The sequence below is a fragment of the Campylobacter sp. CNRCH_2013_0671h genome, assembly GCF_025773055.1.
Taxonomy (GTDB): Bacteria; Campylobacterota; Campylobacteria; order Campylobacterales; family Campylobacteraceae; genus Campylobacter_D; species Campylobacter_D lari_D.
The window spans coordinates 107,344-125,459 of record NZ_JAKMTG010000006.1; the positions used below are offsets into that span (position 1 = coordinate 107,344).

Annotated in this window: 17 protein-coding genes; 11 read left to right on the plus strand and 6 right to left on the minus strand. The window is 29.0% G+C overall.

From position 1 onward, the window contains the following. Positions 1 to 996 carry a type I glyceraldehyde-3-phosphate dehydrogenase gene (gene gap / locus L8X97_RS05740; RefSeq protein ID WP_220566300.1) on the minus strand — a complete coding sequence of 332 codons (996 nt, stop codon included), beginning with the start codon at positions 994 to 996 and terminating at the stop codon, positions 1 to 3. Between the two features lie 59 nt (positions 997 to 1,055). Between gap and nadD the strand changes: the two genes are divergently transcribed. From nadD to L8X97_RS05755, 3 genes are all read left to right on the plus strand, one after another. Next, positions 1,056 to 1,601 (plus strand): nicotinate (nicotinamide) nucleotide adenylyltransferase, encoded by a 546-nt coding sequence (gene nadD, locus L8X97_RS05745; RefSeq protein ID WP_263662837.1) that lies wholly within the window; start codon positions 1,056 to 1,058, stop codon positions 1,599 to 1,601. Between the two features lie 13 nt (positions 1,602 to 1,614). Beyond that, positions 1,615 to 1,944 carry a ribosome silencing factor gene (rsfS, locus tag L8X97_RS05750; RefSeq protein ID WP_133319354.1) on the plus strand — a complete coding sequence of 110 codons (330 nt, stop codon included), beginning with the start codon at positions 1,615 to 1,617 and terminating at the stop codon, positions 1,942 to 1,944. A gap of 371 nt (positions 1,945 to 2,315) precedes the next feature. Further along, the gene (locus tag L8X97_RS05755) at positions 2,316 to 2,453 is read left to right on the plus strand and encodes a hypothetical protein (RefSeq protein WP_220566298.1); all 138 of its coding nucleotides are present in this window, start codon (positions 2,316 to 2,318) and stop codon (positions 2,451 to 2,453) included. Position 2,454: 1 nt separating this feature from the next. Here the strand turns inward: L8X97_RS05755 and L8X97_RS05760 are convergent, their stop codons facing one another. The 5 genes from L8X97_RS05760 to L8X97_RS05780 form a co-directional block, all read right to left on the minus strand. Beyond that, entirely contained in the window at positions 2,455 to 2,829 is a 375-nt protein-coding gene (locus L8X97_RS05760) for a DUF1090 domain-containing protein (RefSeq protein WP_263662838.1), read from the minus strand. A 235-nt stretch (positions 2,830 to 3,064) separates the two neighbouring features. Beyond that, positions 3,065 to 3,439, minus strand: coding sequence for an HIT family protein (locus tag L8X97_RS05765; RefSeq protein ID WP_263662839.1), 375 nt, complete (start codon positions 3,437 to 3,439; stop codon positions 3,065 to 3,067). A 41-nt stretch (positions 3,440 to 3,480) separates the two neighbouring features. Continuing rightward, entirely contained in the window at positions 3,481 to 4,872 is a 1,392-nt protein-coding gene (fumC, locus tag L8X97_RS05770; RefSeq protein ID WP_263662840.1) for a class II fumarate hydratase, read from the minus strand. A gap of 128 nt (positions 4,873 to 5,000) precedes the next feature. Next, on the minus strand, positions 5,001 to 6,800 hold the full coding sequence (gene glmS, locus L8X97_RS05775) for a glutamine--fructose-6-phosphate transaminase (isomerizing) (protein ID WP_263662841.1): 1,800 nt from the start codon (positions 6,798 to 6,800) through the stop codon (positions 5,001 to 5,003). Positions 6,801 to 6,803: 3 nt separating this feature from the next. Then, positions 6,804 to 9,158 (minus strand): nucleotidyltransferase, encoded by a 2,355-nt coding sequence (locus tag L8X97_RS05780; RefSeq protein WP_263659821.1) that lies wholly within the window; start codon positions 9,156 to 9,158, stop codon positions 6,804 to 6,806. Positions 9,159 to 9,278: 120 nt separating this feature from the next. Between L8X97_RS05780 and mqnE the strand changes: the two genes are divergently transcribed. From mqnE to L8X97_RS05820, 8 genes are all read left to right on the plus strand, one after another. Further along, positions 9,279 to 10,343: an aminofutalosine synthase MqnE gene (gene mqnE, locus L8X97_RS05785; RefSeq protein ID WP_133319349.1), complete on the plus strand. Its 1,065-nt coding sequence runs from the start codon at positions 9,279 to 9,281 to the stop codon at positions 10,341 to 10,343. Positions 10,344 to 10,351: 8 nt separating this feature from the next. After that, on the plus strand, positions 10,352 to 11,668 hold the full coding sequence (locus L8X97_RS05790; RefSeq protein ID WP_263662842.1) for an NCS2 family permease: 1,317 nt from the start codon (positions 10,352 to 10,354) through the stop codon (positions 11,666 to 11,668). A 9-nt stretch (positions 11,669 to 11,677) separates the two neighbouring features. Next, positions 11,678 to 12,118: a phosphoribosyltransferase gene (locus L8X97_RS05795; RefSeq protein WP_263662844.1), complete on the plus strand. Its 441-nt coding sequence runs from the start codon at positions 11,678 to 11,680 to the stop codon at positions 12,116 to 12,118. Positions 12,119 to 12,179: 61 nt separating this feature from the next. Further along, on the plus strand, positions 12,180 to 14,573 hold the full coding sequence (locus tag L8X97_RS05800; RefSeq protein ID WP_263661046.1) for a molybdopterin guanine dinucleotide-containing S/N-oxide reductase: 2,394 nt from the start codon (positions 12,180 to 12,182) through the stop codon (positions 14,571 to 14,573). A 1-nt stretch (position 14,574) separates the two neighbouring features. After that, positions 14,575 to 15,108: a hypothetical protein gene (locus L8X97_RS05805; RefSeq protein WP_263659817.1), complete on the plus strand. Its 534-nt coding sequence runs from the start codon at positions 14,575 to 14,577 to the stop codon at positions 15,106 to 15,108. Between the two features lie 6 nt (positions 15,109 to 15,114). Beyond that, positions 15,115 to 16,272 (plus strand): hypothetical protein, encoded by a 1,158-nt coding sequence (locus L8X97_RS05810; RefSeq protein WP_263659816.1) that lies wholly within the window; start codon positions 15,115 to 15,117, stop codon positions 16,270 to 16,272. Further along, positions 16,269 to 17,009: a Tfp pilus assembly protein FimT/FimU gene (locus L8X97_RS05815; RefSeq protein WP_220566288.1), complete on the plus strand. Its 741-nt coding sequence runs from the start codon at positions 16,269 to 16,271 to the stop codon at positions 17,007 to 17,009. The genes L8X97_RS05810 and L8X97_RS05815 overlap by 4 nt, the downstream gene beginning before the upstream one ends. Before the next feature lie 78 nt (positions 17,010 to 17,087). After that, positions 17,088 to 18,116, plus strand: a 1,029-nt coding sequence (locus L8X97_RS05820; protein ID WP_263659815.1) for a cache domain-containing protein, incomplete at its 3' end; no start/stop codon positions are given.

Sequence of the window (18,116 nt, forward strand, 5' to 3'; positions counted from 1 at the left end):
TTAAGCCTTTGCTATAAATACTGCCATATCTACTAAACGAGAAGAATAACCCCATTCATTATCATACCAAGCAACCACTTTAACAAAATCATCACAAATAACTTGAGTTAAATCACTTGCTACAATTGCACCATAAGAGCAAGTTATAAAATCACTAGAAACTCTTTCTTCATCATCTACCAATAATATGCCTTTTAAATTACTAGCAGCTGCTTTTCTAAAGGCTTCATTGATTTCTTCTTTACTTACTTTTTTCTTTAAAGTTGCAGTTAAATCTACAGTTGATACATCAGCTACAGGCACACGCATGCTTTGACCATGTAATTTTCCATCAAGTTCAGGCATAACAAGCTTCATAGCTTTTGCTGCACCGGTAGAAGTAGGGATGATATTTTGTGCAGCAGCGCGTGATCTTCTTTTATCTCTTGCTTTTGCATCAATAATACTTTGACCATTGGTGTAAGCATGTATAGTAGTCATTAAACCTTTTTCTATGCCAAAATTATCTTGCAAAACTCTACAAATTGGTCCTAGGCAGTTGGTGGTACAACTTGCATTTGAGATGATATTTTCGCCTTTATATTCGTGAGCATTTACTCCTAAAACATAGGTTGGAGTTTTATCTTTTGCAGGTGCACTCATGATGACTTTTTGCACCCCATGATCTAAAAATCCTTGACATTTTTCCATAGTTAAGTGTGCACCGGTACACTCTAAAACAATTTGTGCGCCATATTTTGCAAAGTCTAAATCTGCTACATTTCTACTTTTTAAAACTTTTATTTTTTTATTATCAATTATTAAATCATCATTTTCATTTTCAACACTACCATCATATACCCCATGAACGGTGTCGTATTTAAAAAGATATTTTGTGAGTTCAATATCAGTAGTATCATTAATCGCTACAAGTTCTATATCATCGCGTTTCATGATAATTCTTGCAACACATCTTCCAATGCGTCCAAAGCCATTTATTGCAACTTTTACAGCCATTTTCATTTCCTTTTTATGATTAAGTAGATAAAATTCTACTAAAAAAAGGTTAAATTTTAATGAAAATCGCACTTTTTGGCGGTAGTTTTGATCCGCCTCATTTAGGTCATAATGCTATAGTCTTAAATGCATTAGAAAATTTAGAGCTTGATAAGCTCATTATTATGCCTACTTTTATTAGTCTTTTTAAACAAGAATTTACTGCAGATGAACAAAGACGCTTAAAATGGTGCAAGGAAATTTGGGAAAGCTTAATAAAAGTTGAAATTTGTGATTTTGAAATAAAAAAGCAAAGACCTGTGCCTAGTATAGAAAGTGTTGAATTTTTATATAAGCAATATGAAATTTCAAAATTTTATCTTATTTTAGGAGCTGATCATTTGCAAAGTCTTGAAAAATGGCATGAATTTGAAAGATTGCAAAATTTGGTAGAATTTGTTATAGCTAAAAGAGATGATATTTTTATACCAAAACATTTTAAAACTTTAGATACTAAAGTAAATATCTCTTCATCTTTTATAAGACAAACTTTACAAACAACGCAAGTTTGTGAGCAAATCAAAGAAGAAGTTAAGCTTTATTATTCTAAATTTAAAAATATTTAACAAAAGGAAAACAATGCAAGAAAGAATTAATAATATAGTGCAGATTTTAGATGATAAAAAGGCAGATTTAATAGAAAGCTTTGATATGCAAGATAAGGATTATTTTGTTAAATTTGTAGTGATTGCTACTACTATGGGGGAAAGACACGCGCTTTCTTTGATTGATGATTTAAAAACTAATCTTAAAAGCAAGGGTGAGGAGTTTTTAAATATAGAAAGTAGTGAAGAATGGACTGTGCTTGATTTAGGAGATATTTTGATTCACTTAATGAGTGAAACTTATAGAACAAAATATAATATAGAAGAATTTTTGAAAAGTTTAAATAAAGAAAATCAAAACTAGGGTTAAGATTTAGATAATTTAATTACTGAGTTATCAGATTTAGCTAAAGAATATTTTGAAAATTCAGAATTTGAAAAATGCGATGAAGTTTTAAGCGAGCGTATTGTTTTTGGAAGCTTATCATAATAGAGCATTTTGTGGATTTAATTGTTTGAAATTTCAAGAAGTACTTTTGACTTTCATAAAACCATGTACTAGATAATATATATTATTTAGTATATTTTAACAGAGCTAGAGTTTATATACTTTTAGATAAGCAAATAAAAGCCTTAAAAAAATTGTAAACTTGTATTGATCTAGCTCTTGTTTAAGAAGCGACTTTGAGAATTTGGAAGATTATCAAAAGGCTATAGAATTTTTTAATAAAATGATTGAGTAAACAAGTTTTAGAATATACCAAAGAATTATCAAAGCTTGATGGAGAAAATGAGTTTGCATTAAAAAATCAAAATATTTTAATGCAAAAATTAAAACAACAAAATAAAAAATGGTGGCAAATTTGGAATTAAATTAGAGTTTGTTGATGTATTCTTTAATCTCTTTTTTGATTTTGTCTTTTTTGTCTTTTAAAGCTTGTTTTTTATTTTTATACTCTGTTTTACTCATATAATCTTTTTGTTTTTTTAATTCTTTTAATTCTTGTTCGATTTTTTCTATCTCTTGCTCTTTAAGTTTTTTGCCCTCTAATTTTTTATCATAAAAAAGAGGATCTTTTGCGCAATCTGCCTGAACTTCTTTTAAGGCTAATTCTAAACTTAAAGCTTTTTCTTGATGATTGTAATTTTTAGCATAAGCTATTTCTTTTTGAATTTGCTTTATTTTAACCTCACATTGCGTGGAAAATGCAAGTGAGCAAAGTGTAAGTAAAAATAACAATTGCTTCATAGTTTAAACCTTTCTTTTTTCAAATTTTAGTTTATTATATTAAATAATTTATTTGCTGTTTTTAATAAAAACATGAGTTTTAAAAAAAGTTATTTGACCTTTTATAAAAATAAAGATGAATTATTATCAAGCTTATAGTTTGATTTTCTCATATTTTAAACTTATATGATTTTTATACTAAAATAATCCTAAGTAGATAATGTAATAGGATTTGATAACTAGAATTAATAAATTTTTAAACATGAATATTGTTTATTTTTTTAAGTAAAATTGATACAAATCCTTCAAAATCAGGCAATTTTAAATCCTTAATTTCTCTTTGTTGTTTTCCCCACATGCATTCAGGAAAAAACCCATCTTCTTTAAAGCGTGCCATAACATGAAAATGCACTCTTGGCACATAGTTTGCAAAGGAAGCTATGTTGATTTTTTCTGGGTTGTAGTATTCTCTAAGGCTTAACTCACAAGCTAAAACATACTGAAAAAGCATATTTTGCAAAAAGGCTGGACAATCACTTAATTCTCTGTAATTTTCTTTAGTAAAAATTTTTACCCAAGGAATTTGAGAATCTTCTTTTTCTATAAATAAAAAATCATTTTCATAAATCATCTAAATCCTTAAAAAGACTAGGGTTATTCCTAGTCTTTTGATTATTTTTTTACTCCTATCATTTTTGTAGGATCTACAAATTTAGCAAAGTCTTCTTCGCTTACTAAGCCAAGTTCCATAGCACTTTCTTTTAAAGAAATACCTTTTTTATGAGCATTTTTTGCTACTTTAGCTGCATTTTCATAGCCAATATGTGGATTTAGTGCAGTTACTAGCATTAAAGAATTATGCAAGTTAAAATCAATTTTTTCTTTATTTGGTTCTATACCAACAGCACAATGGATATTAAATGAATGCATAGCATCAGCTAATAAATCAAGGCTTTGCAAGAAGTTATAAATAATCACAGGTTTGAAAACATTAAGCTCGAAATTTCCTTGGCTTGCTGCAAAGCCAATAGCTGTATCATTTCCCATAACTTGCACTGCAACCATAGTTAAAGCTTCGCATTGAGTAGGATTAACCTTGCCTGGCATGATAGAACTTCCTGGCTCGTTTTCAGGTATGTTTAATTCCCCAAGACCACATCTAGGACCACTTGCTAGCCATCTAATATCATTTGCTATTTTCATTAAATTTGCAGCTAAGCCTTTCATGGCTCCATGGGTAAAATTAATTGCATCATGGCTTGTTAGGGCATGGAATTTATTTGGACTTGAAACAAATTTAGTGCCTATTAGCTTGCTTAATTCTTCGCTTACTTTTTCACTAAGTTCTGGATGCGCATTCAATCCTGTACCAACAGCTGTCCCACCTATTGCAAGTTCTCTTAATGTAGGTAAAGAAGCGATGATTTGCTCTTTTGAGTGAAGTAACATAGAAAGGTATCCGCTAAATTCTTGAGCTAGGGTAAGTGGTGTAGCATCTTGAAGGTGAGTTCTTCCTATTTTAATAATTCCTTCAAATTCTTTTACTTTTTTTTCAAAAGTTGCAATAAGCTCATCTAAAGCAGGGATAAGTTTTTTCTCTACTTGCTCTACCGAAACTATACTCATAGCAGTTGGAAAAGTATCATTTGAACTTTGACTCATATTTACATGATCATTTGGATGAACAAGCTTTTCTTTTCTAAAATCTCCACCCATAATTTCAGTTGCACGGTTTGCTATAACTTCATTCATATTCATATTGCTTTGAGTGCCTGAACCTGTTTGCCATATTGCTAGTGGGAAATTATCGTCAAATTTTCCTGTTACAATTTCATTGCAAGCTTGCACGATAGCATTTTTTTTAGCATCATCTAATTTACCAAGTTTATTATTTACCAAAGCCAAAGATTTTTTAAGATTTGCAAAAGCATAAATTAAAACTTTTGGCATTTTTTCACAACCAATTTTAAAATTTTCAAAACTTCTTTCAGTTTGTGCTCCCCAATATTTATCATTAGGAACTTTAATCTCTCCCATAGTATCGTGTTCGATTCTGTATTCCATGGCCTTTCCTTGTAATAAAATAAGTTGTGATATTTAAACTAAATAAACCCTAAAGTTTGCTTATAATTTAAGAAGTATTTATAAAATTTTTGAAGAAAGGTGTAGTTTTTTTCAAAACTACACAAATATTATTCTACTGTAACACTTTTTGCTAGATTTCTTGGCATATCCACATCATTGCCAAGTCTTATAGAAACTTCTAAAGCTAGAAGTTGTAAGATTACCATCATTTCGAAAAATTCGCACATATAGTGCTCTTGCTTTGAAGTTTTTATAAAATCATCACTTAAATCAAAATCAAGTGGAGAGATAGCAAGTAAAGTAGAATCCCTTGCAGCTAATTCTTCTACATTTGATTTTGTTTTTTCATAAAGACAATTTTGCGGCATTAATGCAACGGTAAAAAGCTCACTATCTGCTAGAGCAATAGGTCCATGTTTCATCTCTCCTGCTGGATAGCCTTCAGCATGTAAGTATGAAATTTCTTTAAGTTTTAAAGCTCCTTCTAGTGCTAGTGGATAAAATACATCTCTTCCTATAAAGAAAAAGCCATGGCCATGTAGGTATCTTTTTGAAATTCTATGTACTTTTTCATGCAAGTTTTGTTCAACTTTAACTATACTTGGTAAACTTCTTAGAGCTTTGATTTCTTTACTCATATCTAAATTTGCTTTTTGTGCAAGATAGATTGCAAGCATCCATAAAGTTGCTACTTGAGTGGCAAATGCTTTAGTTGAAGCTACGCCTTTTTCAATACCCGCTCTAGTAAGTAAAGATATATCAGCCAAACGCACGATGTTAGAATTATCCACATTGCATATTGCTAAAGTTTTAACTCCTTGTGTTTTTGCTATTTTTAAAGCTTCTAGTGTATCAGCTGTTTCGCCGCTTTGAGAGATTACTATAAAAAGAGTATTTTTACCTATAATGGCTTCTCTGTATCTAAATTCACTTGCTACTTCAACTTTAGTTTTAATTTTTGCAAGTCTTTCAAGTAAATAAGCCCCACTTAATGCTGCATGATAGCTTGTACCACAAGCACAAAGTGTGATTTCATCTATGTTTTGTAAAAGAGTTTCATTTATATCTTCAAAAACAATCTGCTCACCTTGTAATCGTCCCATTAAAACTTCGCCTAAAACTCTACTTTGCTCATAAATTTCTTTTTCCATGAAAAACCTATAACCATCTTTTTGAGCATAACTTTTATCTTGACTTAAAGCCACAAAAGTAGGTTGTATACAAGCTTGATCATGACAAATTTTACATTCGTTTAAATTAACATATCCATAATCTCCATCTTCAAGATAGGCTACTTTATCCACTAAAGAAACTAAAGGTGCATCACTTGATGCAAAATAATATTCATTTTCATCGCCATTTTTTCCGATGATGAGTGGCACAGCATTTTTAGCAAAATAAATTGTATTAGGATCTTTTTTACTCACAAGCAAGATTGCAAAAGCACCTTTTAGTTCAGCTATAGTCTTTTTAAAAGCTTCAAATGGTTCTAAATTACTCGCATGATATTCAAATAAATGTACAATAACTTCAGTGTCTGTTTGACTTAGAAAATTAATACCTTCTTGTGTGAGTTTTGTTTTTAATTCTTGGTAATTTTCTATGATTCCATTATGTATTACACAAGAGTATTGTCCTAAATGTGGATGCGCATTTATTTCGGTTGGTTTTCCATGAGTTGCCCAACGCGTATGGCCTATAGCAAGCCCAAATCCATCACTATTAAAATTAGCAGTTTTGTTAGCTAAATTTTCTAATTTTCCAACTGCTTTAAAAAAGTCTAATTCTCCATCTTTCATTACTGCTATACCGGCGCTATCGTAGCCTCTGTATTCAAGCTCTTTTAAACCTTCTAATATGATTTTTTTCTTTTCTTTAGTTCCTATATAACCTACTATTCCACACATCTTTTACTCGCTTATTAGTGATTTAAGAATTTGATCTTTATGATCTTGCAAGCTTTCATTTTTATGCAAAATCAAAACATTTCGCGTTCTTTCTTTTATGGTTTGAATTTTTGCTGCACTTAAGATAATATCATATCTTGCAAGTACATCCATTACATAAGCCATTAAACCTTTTTGATCTTTTGTGTTTAAGGTTATTTTGGCATAGCTTTTGGAATAATTCATGTCTAATTTTAATTCATCTTTTTTAATGTTTGGTTTTTTTGCCTTTTTTTGTACTTTTAAATGCAATTTAGAATTAAGTAAATTTTCTAAACTTTGTTTTTGATTATCACTTACTATATCTGAATATTCAAATTTCAGATAAACTTTTTCATCAAATAATTCAAAAAAACTCATAAAGACTAAATTTAAAGAACTTAAAGTGTTGAGTATATTTTCAAGATTATTTTTTCTATTCATTATAAGCTCTAGAGTAAAATTATCTTGATTGTCAAGCCAAAAAGTAAAATTTTCTTTTTGCGCAATCTGTGTTATTTTAATAATTTTTTCAAAGCTATTTTTTATAAAAAAGAGATTAGATTTAATATGAGTGATATTGTTTTGAGTTTGCTCATCAAGATCTAAAAAAGCCTTGCTTCTTTTTAGAGTTTGTTCTTTTTTTACCCTTCTTTGACTCTCATCAATTAAATTTTCATCCTCAAAACCTTCTAGTGCATTTTGAAACAATCTTTCTAAACTTTTATAATAAAAATGATTTTCTATACCCAAAGCTTTAGCATTGCAAAAAGATAAAAGATGTAAGGTTTTTAGGGTATGAGTATCATTTAATTTGGAAATAAAATTTAATACAATAGTAGAATTATAAATATCTTCTTTTTCTATAATATCTTTAAAAGCATTGAAATTTTTAAATAATCTTAAGCCAAAATCTAAAAATTCATTATCAACTTGGAATTTTCCAACATAAGCTCTGTAAATATTAGCTAAAGAAATTTCATTTTCTTCATGAATAGCACTTAAAAGTATGGTAAGCTTTATTATTAGAAGTGTTTTTTTATCAAATTTGCAATCTTTTTCTTCAAAGTATTTTAAGCAAAGTAATGCTCTATCTAATGCGCTATAAACACCTTCTTCTTCGAGTAAAAATTTACTTTGAATTAATGGTTTGCAAAAATCTTTTAAAATGTTTGCATTGTTTAGTAGTTTTAAAATACTAAAAGAATGTTTTTTTTCTAATATACCTTTAAATAACTCCAAATTTTCATCATTATTTTTTGCTCTTTTTAATGCAAAAATTAGTTTAATATCAAAAATAAAATCCTCATCTTCTAGTTTTAAAAGTCGATTGAGTATTAAATTTAAATTTTCATTTTCATCTGAATGAGTAAAAAAGTTATCTTGTATTTCATAAAGTTTATTTTCTTTATAATGTTTTTCCTGGATGCATCTTGCTAAAAAATGTGTATAAATTCCACAAATTTGCATACTTTGCATTGCTTTTTGAATGAGTATGGATTTAAGATCTAAATTTTTCTTTTCTTTTTTATGCATTAAGTTAGCAAGTTCTTGTGAATTTTGTATTAAAAATAAATTTGTGTTTTTACCTTCTAAAAGATTCATTGCACATTTAAGTGAAAATAAAAAATCACTCGCAAGCTTAAATTCGCTAAATTCTTTTTCATTGATAAAATTAAGCATATAATTTTTGGGAGAATCTTTAAATAAAATATTTAAATTTTCTATATTAAGTTGCTCATCTAAACCGCCAAAATTTTTATTAATATCAAATTCTTGCTTGATTAAAGGTTGATAATAAGGGTTAAATTCTTGCAAGATTTTTAGAGCAAATTCTTCTTTTAACTCATCTTGAGCTTGGGAAATTTTTTCTTTGATTTGTTTAAATAAAATCTTAGAACCACTAATATAGCGATATTGTAAAATATTTTGTTTAAGCTCATTTTTAGCTATATTATAAAGTCCATTTATTTCACAAATTTGATAGTTAATGCTTAAACCAATATCGTTTAAAAAAGTAATAAATGCTTTCATTAAAGGCTTAATATTATAAGCTTTTATATCTTTATAAATAAGCAATAAATCAATATTTTCTTTTATGCTTAAATTCATTTTAGCATATTGTTTAATGGCGATAATACAAAAAGGAATTTTGTCATTATGTGGAAAAAAATCATCAAAAAAATCATTTAAAACAAGCTCATAAATATCTTCTATAAAACGATCAATCTCTTTAGAATGGTAAAAGCTAAAAGAACCTTGCTTTAAAAAAAGTCTAGAACAATATGCTTCATAGTCTTTTAAAGAATTTTTTAATTTTTGAATTTTTTGCATATCCATTTTTGAAAATTATTCCTTGCTTTAAATTTTTATTAAAATCATACCAAAAAATACTTTGTATTAAATTTTAAGTAAGTTAAAATTATAATTGTAGTTTAAAATTAAAAATATGGTAAGAATATGCAAACAATTATAGAAAAATTAGAAAATCAAGAAAGATTAAACGAAGAAGAGGCTAATAAACTTTGGGATTTAGAGCTTTTTACTCTAGCTAAATATGCACAAAAAATTCGTACTAATTTGCATGGCAAAAAGGTTTATTTTAATATCAATCGACATATTAATCCTACAAATATATGTGCAGATACTTGTAAATTTTGTGCTTTTTCAGCACATAGGAAAAATCCTAATCCTTACACTATGACACATGAAGAGATAATGAAAATAGTTGATGAGACAGTTTTAAGAGATACGAAAGAAATTCATATTGTTTCAGCGCACAATAAAAATACATCATGGCAGTGGTATTTAGAAATTTTTAAAATGATTAAAGAAAAATATCCATTTTTACACATTAAAGCTCTAACTGCTGCTGAGGTTGATTTTTTAAGTAGAGCTTTTGATATGAGTTATGAAGAAGTGATAGAAAAAATGCTTGAGTATGGTGTTGATTCTATGCCAGGTGGTGGAGCTGAAATTTTTGATGAAGAAGTTAGAAAAAGAATTTGTCATGGTAAGGTAAGTAGTGAAAATTGGCTAAAAATTCACAAACTTTGGCATGAAAAAGGCAAACAAAGTAATGCTACTATGTTATTTGGGCATATAGAAAGTAGAGAAAATAGAATTAATCACATGATAAGATTAAGAAATCTCCAAGATCAAACAAGTGGGTTTAATGCTTTTATTCCTTTAGTTTGGCAACAAGATAATAGTTTTATTACAGGTAAAAAGCCACTTGGCTCGGTGGAAATTTTAAAAACTTTAGCTATAGCAAGAATAGTGCTTGATAATATTAAAAATATCAAAGCTTATTGGGCAACTATGGGTATAAATTTAGCTATGGTGGCTCAAGATTTTGGCGCAAATGATTTAGATGGTACCATAGAAAAAGAAAGCATACAAAGTGCAGGTGGAGCAAAAAGTTCAAATGGCTTAAGTTTAAAAACCTTCATAGAGATGATTCAAAGTTCAGGTTATATAGCAATAGAGCGAGATAGTTTATATAATGAACTAAAAATTTATTAAGGATTAAAATGGATTTTTTTAAACTTAAAGAGCATAATAGCGATGTAAAAACTGAAATTTATGCAGGTATTGCTACCTTTTTAGCAATGATTTATATTATACCAGTTAATGCTAATATAATGAGCAATTCAGGTATGCCACTAGAAGCTTTAATCGTAGCAACCGCTTTGGTAACTATTATAGCTACTACTTTAAGTGCTTTTTTCTCTAATACTCCTGTGGCTATGAGTGTAGGCATGGGATTAAATGCGTATTTTACTTTTAGCGTGTGTAATACTTATCAAATTCCTTGGCAAAGTGCTTTGGGGGCTGTTTTTTTATCAGGTATTGTTTTTACTTTATTATCTTTTACTAATTTTAGAATTTGGGTTATAAAAAGCATACCAAATGATCTAAGAAAAGCTATATCAGCGGGTATTGGAACTTTTATAGCTTTTATGGGACTTGTGCAAATGGGAATTATCACCAAAAGCGAAGCAACTTTAGTAGGCTTGGGAGATTTTTCAAGCACTAAAGTACTTTTTGGATTATTTGGTTTGTTTTTAGTTTTTGTTTTTTGGGCTTGGAGGATTAAAGCTGCTTTTATCTTAGCTGTTTTTGTAAGTGCTTTGTGTGCTTGGATTTTTGGTATTGATGGAGCTAGGTTTCCAGAACAACTTTTATCGATGCCAGTTATAAACGGAGATAATGGTTTAAGTGCAATATTTGGTAAGCTTGATATTAAAGGAGCTTTAGAGTTTAGTATGATTCCTATAGTGCTTACTTTTTTTGTTACTCAGCTTTTTGATAGCGTAGGGACAATCACAGGCGTAGGCTCAAGAGGAAAAATATTTGATGATCCAAAACAAGGTGATAAAAAACTAGGAAAAACTTTAGGAGTAGATGCTGTTAGTTCAGCTATGGGAGCAGTTGTTGGTACCTCTACTGTAACGGCATTTGTGGAGAGTTCAGCAGGAGTTGAAGCAGGCGGTAGAACAGGTCTTACAGCTTTAGTTACTGCTATATGTTTTGTTTTCACTTTATTTTTACTACCGGTATTTAAAGCTATTCCTGCAAATTCTATTTATCCTGTATTGGTTCTTGTTGGAGTTTTAATGTTTATGGAAGTTGCAAATATCAATTTTAAAGATAAAGCAATAGCTGTGAGTGCATTTTTTATTATTATTATGATGCCGCTGACTTATTCTATTACAACAGGCTTTGCTTTTGGTTTTATTGCGTATTTATTTATGCGTATTATGCAAAAAGAATTTGATAAAATTAATCTCGGAATTATCATTTTAAGTGCAATTTCATTATTGGTATTTTTATTACAATTTTTATAGGAAGTGATTATGTATTATTATACTTATGAAGAATTTCAAAAAGAAATTATCCCTTTTACGCGCAAAATAAAAGAGGAATTTAATCCCGATGTTTTACTTGCTATAGCAAGAGGTGGTATGACTTTGGGCCATTTTTTAGCAGAAGGTATGGGTAATAGAAATTTATTTTCTTTAAATTCTATCCATTATGAAGATACTCAAAAATTAGATACGATTAAAATTTTTAATATTCCTGATCTTAGTTCATATAAAAAAGTTCTTTTGGTAGATGATATCATAGATAGTGGTGAAACTATGATAGAAATTAAGAGAGTCTTAAGTCAAAAGTTTCCTCATTTAGAGCTTAAAGTAGCAAGTGTTTTTTACAAAACTTCAGCATTATTAATCCCTGAATTTTATATTAAAGAAGCTAAGGAATGGATTGATTTTTTCTGGAGTATTAAAATTTAGTTTATTATTAGCTATAAATAATACAATATAATTAAATACTAAACTAAAAGGAAGGACAAACATGAGTTTAACAAGAAGAAAATTCTTAAAAGGTCTTGCTGCAACTTCAGCAGTTGCTTCCGTTAATCCTTTAATGGCAGCACAAACAAAATTTTACGATACTAAAAAAATTCCTCATGCAACTCACTTTGGTGCTTTTTGGGCTGAAGTAAATTCAGAAGGAAAAATAGTAAAAGTTACTCCACAAAAATCTGATAAACATCCTTCAGTAATAACTGATGCTATTATCGATAGAACTTATTCAGACACTAGGGTAAAGTATCCTTGTGTTAGAAAAAGCTTTTTAGAAGGTAAAAAAAGACCTAAATTAAGAGGTAAAGAACCTTTTGTAAGAGTAAGTTGGGAGAAAGCTTTAGAGCTTGTATTGGAAAAATTAAAAGAAACCCCTATTGAAAATTTATTTAATGCAAGTTATGGTGCATGGGGACATGTAGGTTTATTGCACAATTGCAACTCAGTAGCAGGAAGATTTTTTAATACCGCTTTAGGTGGCCATATTGGCACTGATGGTGAGTATAGTAATGGTGCTGCTGGTAAAGTAAATGCTAGTATAGTAGGAGATTTGGAAGTTTATTCTTTACAAACTTCTCATGAAGTTATTTTGGAAAACACTCAGGTTTATGTTTTATGGGGAGCTGATCTTTATAAATGTAATCAAATTGATTTTAAAGTTGCAAATCGTGGTAATGATGATTATTATAAAAAATACAGCAAATCAAAAATTAAATTTATAACTATCGATCCTCAATATACTCAAACAGCAGAAATTTTAAATGCTCAGTGGATTAAGATTCGTCCAAATACTGATGTTGCTTTAATGCTTGGTATGATGAATTATTTATATAAAAGTGGAAAATATGATAAAAAATTCATTGAAAAATACACTGATGGTTTTGACAAATTCTTACCTTATCTGCTTGGAAAAACTGATGGTATTGATAAAACTCCAGCTTGGGCTGCAAATATTACCGGCGTTGAAGAAAAAGTTATTACCGCATTGGCAGATACTTTTGTAAAAAATAGAACCTTTTTAGCAGGTAACTGGGCTATGCAAAGAGCACACCATGGTGAGCAAGCTGATTGGACTTTAATGGTTTTAGCTTCAATGATAGGTCAAGTAGGCTTACCTGGTGGTGGATTTGGTTTTTCTATGCATTATTCAGGTGGTGGTCAAGCATTTTCAGGTGTAAGATTACCAGTAGGTTTACCACAAGGTAAAAATAATCTTGATACTAATATTCCTGCAAGTAGAGTTTCAGAAGCTATTTTAAATCCAGGCAAAACAGTTAAATTTAAAGGTAAAGAAATCACTTATCCTAAAATTAAACTCATGTATGTAGTGGGCGCTTCTGTATTGGGCCATCATCCAAATACAAATGAACTTATCAAAGCTTTAAGAACACTTGATACGCTAATTGTACATGAGCCTTGGTGGACTCCTATGGCAAAAATGGCAGATATTGTATTACCTTCAACTACAACTTTAGAAAGAGATGATATTAGCTTTGGTGGCTCTTATTCTCAAGATTATGTTTATGCTATGAAAAAAGTAATTGAGCCTTATTTTGAAAGTAGAAATGACTATGATATTTTCGAAGAATTAGCAAAAAGAATTGGCGAGAGAGAGCATAAAAAATTTACAGGTAATAAAACAAAACAACAATGGCTTGAAGGTTTTTATGGAAGAAGTGATTGTCCTTATTATATGGAATTTGCTGACTTTTGGAAACAAGGTTTTATCCATTTTGAACCACCAAAAGAAGCTTATAATTTTGTAAGACACTCTGAATTTAGAGCCGATCCTGTGGCAAATAAACTTGCAACAGAAAGTGGAAAAATCCAAATTTATTCTCCAAAATTTGAAAAATACAATTTAGATGATTTTAAAGCACATCCAACATGGTTTGAGCCTGCAGAGTGGCTGGGTAATGAAAAATTAGTTAAAAAATTTCCTTTCCATTTAGTAAGTCCACATCCAAGATATAGAGTGCATTCTCAACTTGATAATACTTGGGTGAGAGATTTGTATAAAATTCAAGGTAGAGAACCTGTGATGATTAATACAAATGATGCCAAAAAACTTGGTATTACCCACGGAGAAGTTGTAGAAGTATATAACGATCGTGGATCACTTTTAGCAGGTGCTTTTGTAACAGATAATATCATGGAAGGAGTTGTTAGTATCCAAGAAGGTGCTTGGTATGACCCTGAAGATGTAAGCGATAGCAAGCCAAGATGTAATGCAGGTCATGTAAATGTTTTAACAAGCTCAAGACCAACTTCAACTATGGCTCAAGCAACTAGTGTAAATACTTGCTTAGTGGGTATTAAAAAGCTAAAAGAAGTTATAAAACCTTATAATTCAACTACACCACCAGAAATCATAGGAGCTTAAAATGAAGAAAATTATATTGACATTAACTTTTTTAGCTAGTGCTTTGTTTGCTAAAGATATGTTTATTTTTAATGAAAAAGTAGATCTTTTAGATAGTGCTAGTAAAAAAGTAGTAGGACAAATTTATGAAGGCTCTAAAGTGGAGCTTATAAAAGAAGAAGGTGAATACTCTTTAATTAAAGTCAAAGGTGAGGTTGTGGAGTCAAATCCAAAAAGCCTTGCTTATACCAAAGATGGAATTTATCTTTTACTTACTTTAAATGCTAAAAATGCAAGTAATGAAATGGAATTTTTAGTTAAAAGTAAAGATTTGACCGATCAAGAAATTCTTGCTTGGGATGAGATAGAATTAACTTATTATGATACTTGCACAAGTTGTCACGCAGCACATAAACCAAAAGAACATTTAATGGAAGAATGGGATGCATATTTATCTGCTATGCAAGGTTTTGCTAAAATCACTGATGCGGAAAAAGATAGAATTTTAAGATTTTTACAATCTCACGCAAGTAATGGGCCTGTAAAACTTGACTAATCAAAAATGAAAAGGTATTTATTAGCCGTTTTATTTTTTGATTTTTGTGCTTTATTATATGGTGTAAGCACTTTATCTATCAGCTACAATGAAGCACAAATTTATTTTTACGATCATAGCTTAATTGCTATGATTGCTAGATTTGGTACTGCTCTTCTTGGACAAAATGATTTTGGATTAAGACTTCCGTTTGTTTTGTTGCATTCTTTAAGTTGTATTTTGTTGTATATTTTGGCTTTAAGATACACCAAAACTTCTTTTGATGCTTTTATTTCTGTTGTGCTTTTTATATTGCTTCCTGGTAGTGTAGCCAGCGCTTTGCTTATCAATGAATCTAGCATAGTAATATTTTTTACGCTTTTGATTTTGGTGCTGTTTGAATATAAAAAATTTTTTTTATTTTATATCTTGTTTTTTTTAGTTCTTTTTGTAGATGGAAATTTTGTAATTTTATATTTATCTTTTTTCTTTTTTGCTATATATAAAAAAGATAAATTACTTATTGCATGCTCTTTGATTTTATTTGCTATTGCAATGAGTATTTATGGTTTTGATGCAAGTGGAAAACCTAAAGGATATTTTTTAGATACTTTAGGTATTTTTGCAGCTTGCTTTTCACCTTTAATTTTTCTTTATTTTTTTTATGTTATTTATAAAATTCTTTTACAAGATGATAAACCTCTTTTATGGTTTATTAGTGCAACTACTTTCGTTTTTTGTTTGATTTTTTCTATAAGACAAAGACTTTTTTTAGAAGACTTTTTACCTTTTTGTGTAGTTTGTACTCCATTATTAGTTCGTTATTTAATGTCTTCTTATCGCTCAAGAATGCCACAATTGCGCCTAAAACATAAAATTTTTATAGAATGCTCTTTAGTTTTTTTACTATTTTTTTATCTTGGTATTATTTTTAATCAAAGTTTTTATTATTTATTAAAAGATCCAAAAAAACATTTTGCTTATGATTATCATATTGCTAAAGAATTGTCTTTAAAGTTAAAACAACGAAATTTTACACATATTTTCACTAAAGATAAAGAGTTAGCTTTAAGACTTAAATTTTATGGTATTTCCAAAGGTAAATTAGAACTTCATTCTAGTAAAAAAGCCAGTAAGATATATGTTAGTTTAGGTAGGCATAAAATTTATTATTATATAAAATGAAACAAGCTTTTACTTTAATAGAATTAGTTTTTGTTTGTATTATATTATCTTTATTGTTTTCTATGGGGTATTTTTATTACAAACCTGACTATTTGCGTTTAGGGGCTGAACAAATTTTAAATGATATTAAATACACAAGACATTTAGCATTAATACAAAATGATTTTAGAGTAAAAGAATTTAATATTGCTAAACGAGAGTGGTTTAAAGCCAAATGGCAATTATATTTCATACGCTCAAAGTCAGCTACAAATAATGAACAAACTTATACTATTTTTTTAGATAAAAATGGTGATGGTAATGCAAATATAGGTAAAAACATGATTAATAAAGACAGAGAAATAGCTGTTGATTTAATTAATCCAAACTTATTGATGAACTCAGGACAAAGCGGAGTAATAAATCAAAATGATTCTAAGGCGAATTTAAAATATAATATAGAAAAAACATATGGTATTTCAAAAGTTTTGTTTGAAGGTGCTTGCAAGGGAAGTACGCGTTTAATTTTTGATGATTATGGTCGCTTATATACACCTTTGAAAAATGCTATGCGTCCTTATGATAAACTCTCATCTTTTAATAATAACTGCATTATAAGATTATCTAATAAACAAGATCAGCATATATGCATAGTTATAAATCCTATCAGCGGTTATGCTTATATACCTAATTTTTCTTCACTAAACCAGCAGAGTATTATTTTAAATAATAAACAAATATTTTGTCATAATATATAATTTTTATTAAAATTTATTATTTTTTTGATAAAATATATTTACTAAAATACTTCAATTTAAATACAAAAAAGGAGATATATGAATGTAAATACACAAATGAGTGTGAAAAATAAATTGTCCATTGTTGTTGGTGTTATTGTCTTTTTAGCTTTATCAATAATCACTATAATGGCATTTGTTTCTAGTAGAAATAATTTAATTTCAAACAGTAAACAAGCGAATGAAGATTATTTATTGATCACAGAAACTCAGGTAGAAGGATATGTTGATGGCTATATAGATATTTTACTTGCCATAAAAAAATACATTGATTCTTTGGGAAAAAATCAAGTTTTAAATTTTGATTCTATGGAGCAAATACTAGGAGATGATTTAAAAATTTTTAAAGATGGATCAAATACTTTAGCTGTCTATGTTGGTTTTCCCGATGGAACTATGCTTGTAAGCGATACTGTTTCTGATAAAAAAGGAGTTAATTTTAGAAAAAGAGGTGGTGGAGTTTCTTCTTATGATGATCCAAGTTACGATGCTACTTCTAGAGACTGGTATAAAGGGGCTATTGCAAATGATGGAGTGTTTATAAGCGATGTTTATGAAGATTCTGTTACAAAATTACCTAGTTTTACTTATTCTACCCCGATTAAGAAAAATGGTAAGTTGATAGGTGTTTTAGGTGTTGATTTACTGCTAACATCTTTGCAAAAGACCTTTGAAAAACTTCCAGGAAATGTTTTTGTTTTTGATACAACAAGCTCTATTCCTTTTGCATCAAATAATAAATCACTAATCTTAACTCAACATCCAAGTATAGAAGAGATAAAAAAATATCATCAGCAATTTGGAGATTATAAAACATTTGAATATATAAGCGTTGATACACAAGAAGAAAGATTTGGAATTTGCGCTAATATAGATAATTCAAAAGCTAAAGTAAGCTATATTGCTTGTGCAACTCAAAAGCAAGATGAGTTGGAAATGTTGGTTTTAAAAGACGCATATAAGCAAATTATTTTTTCTATTATTATATTGTTTATTTCATGTTTTGCTATTTACTTTTTTTCTTCAAAATTACTATCCCCTTTACAAGCAATCCAAAAAGGTATCAAT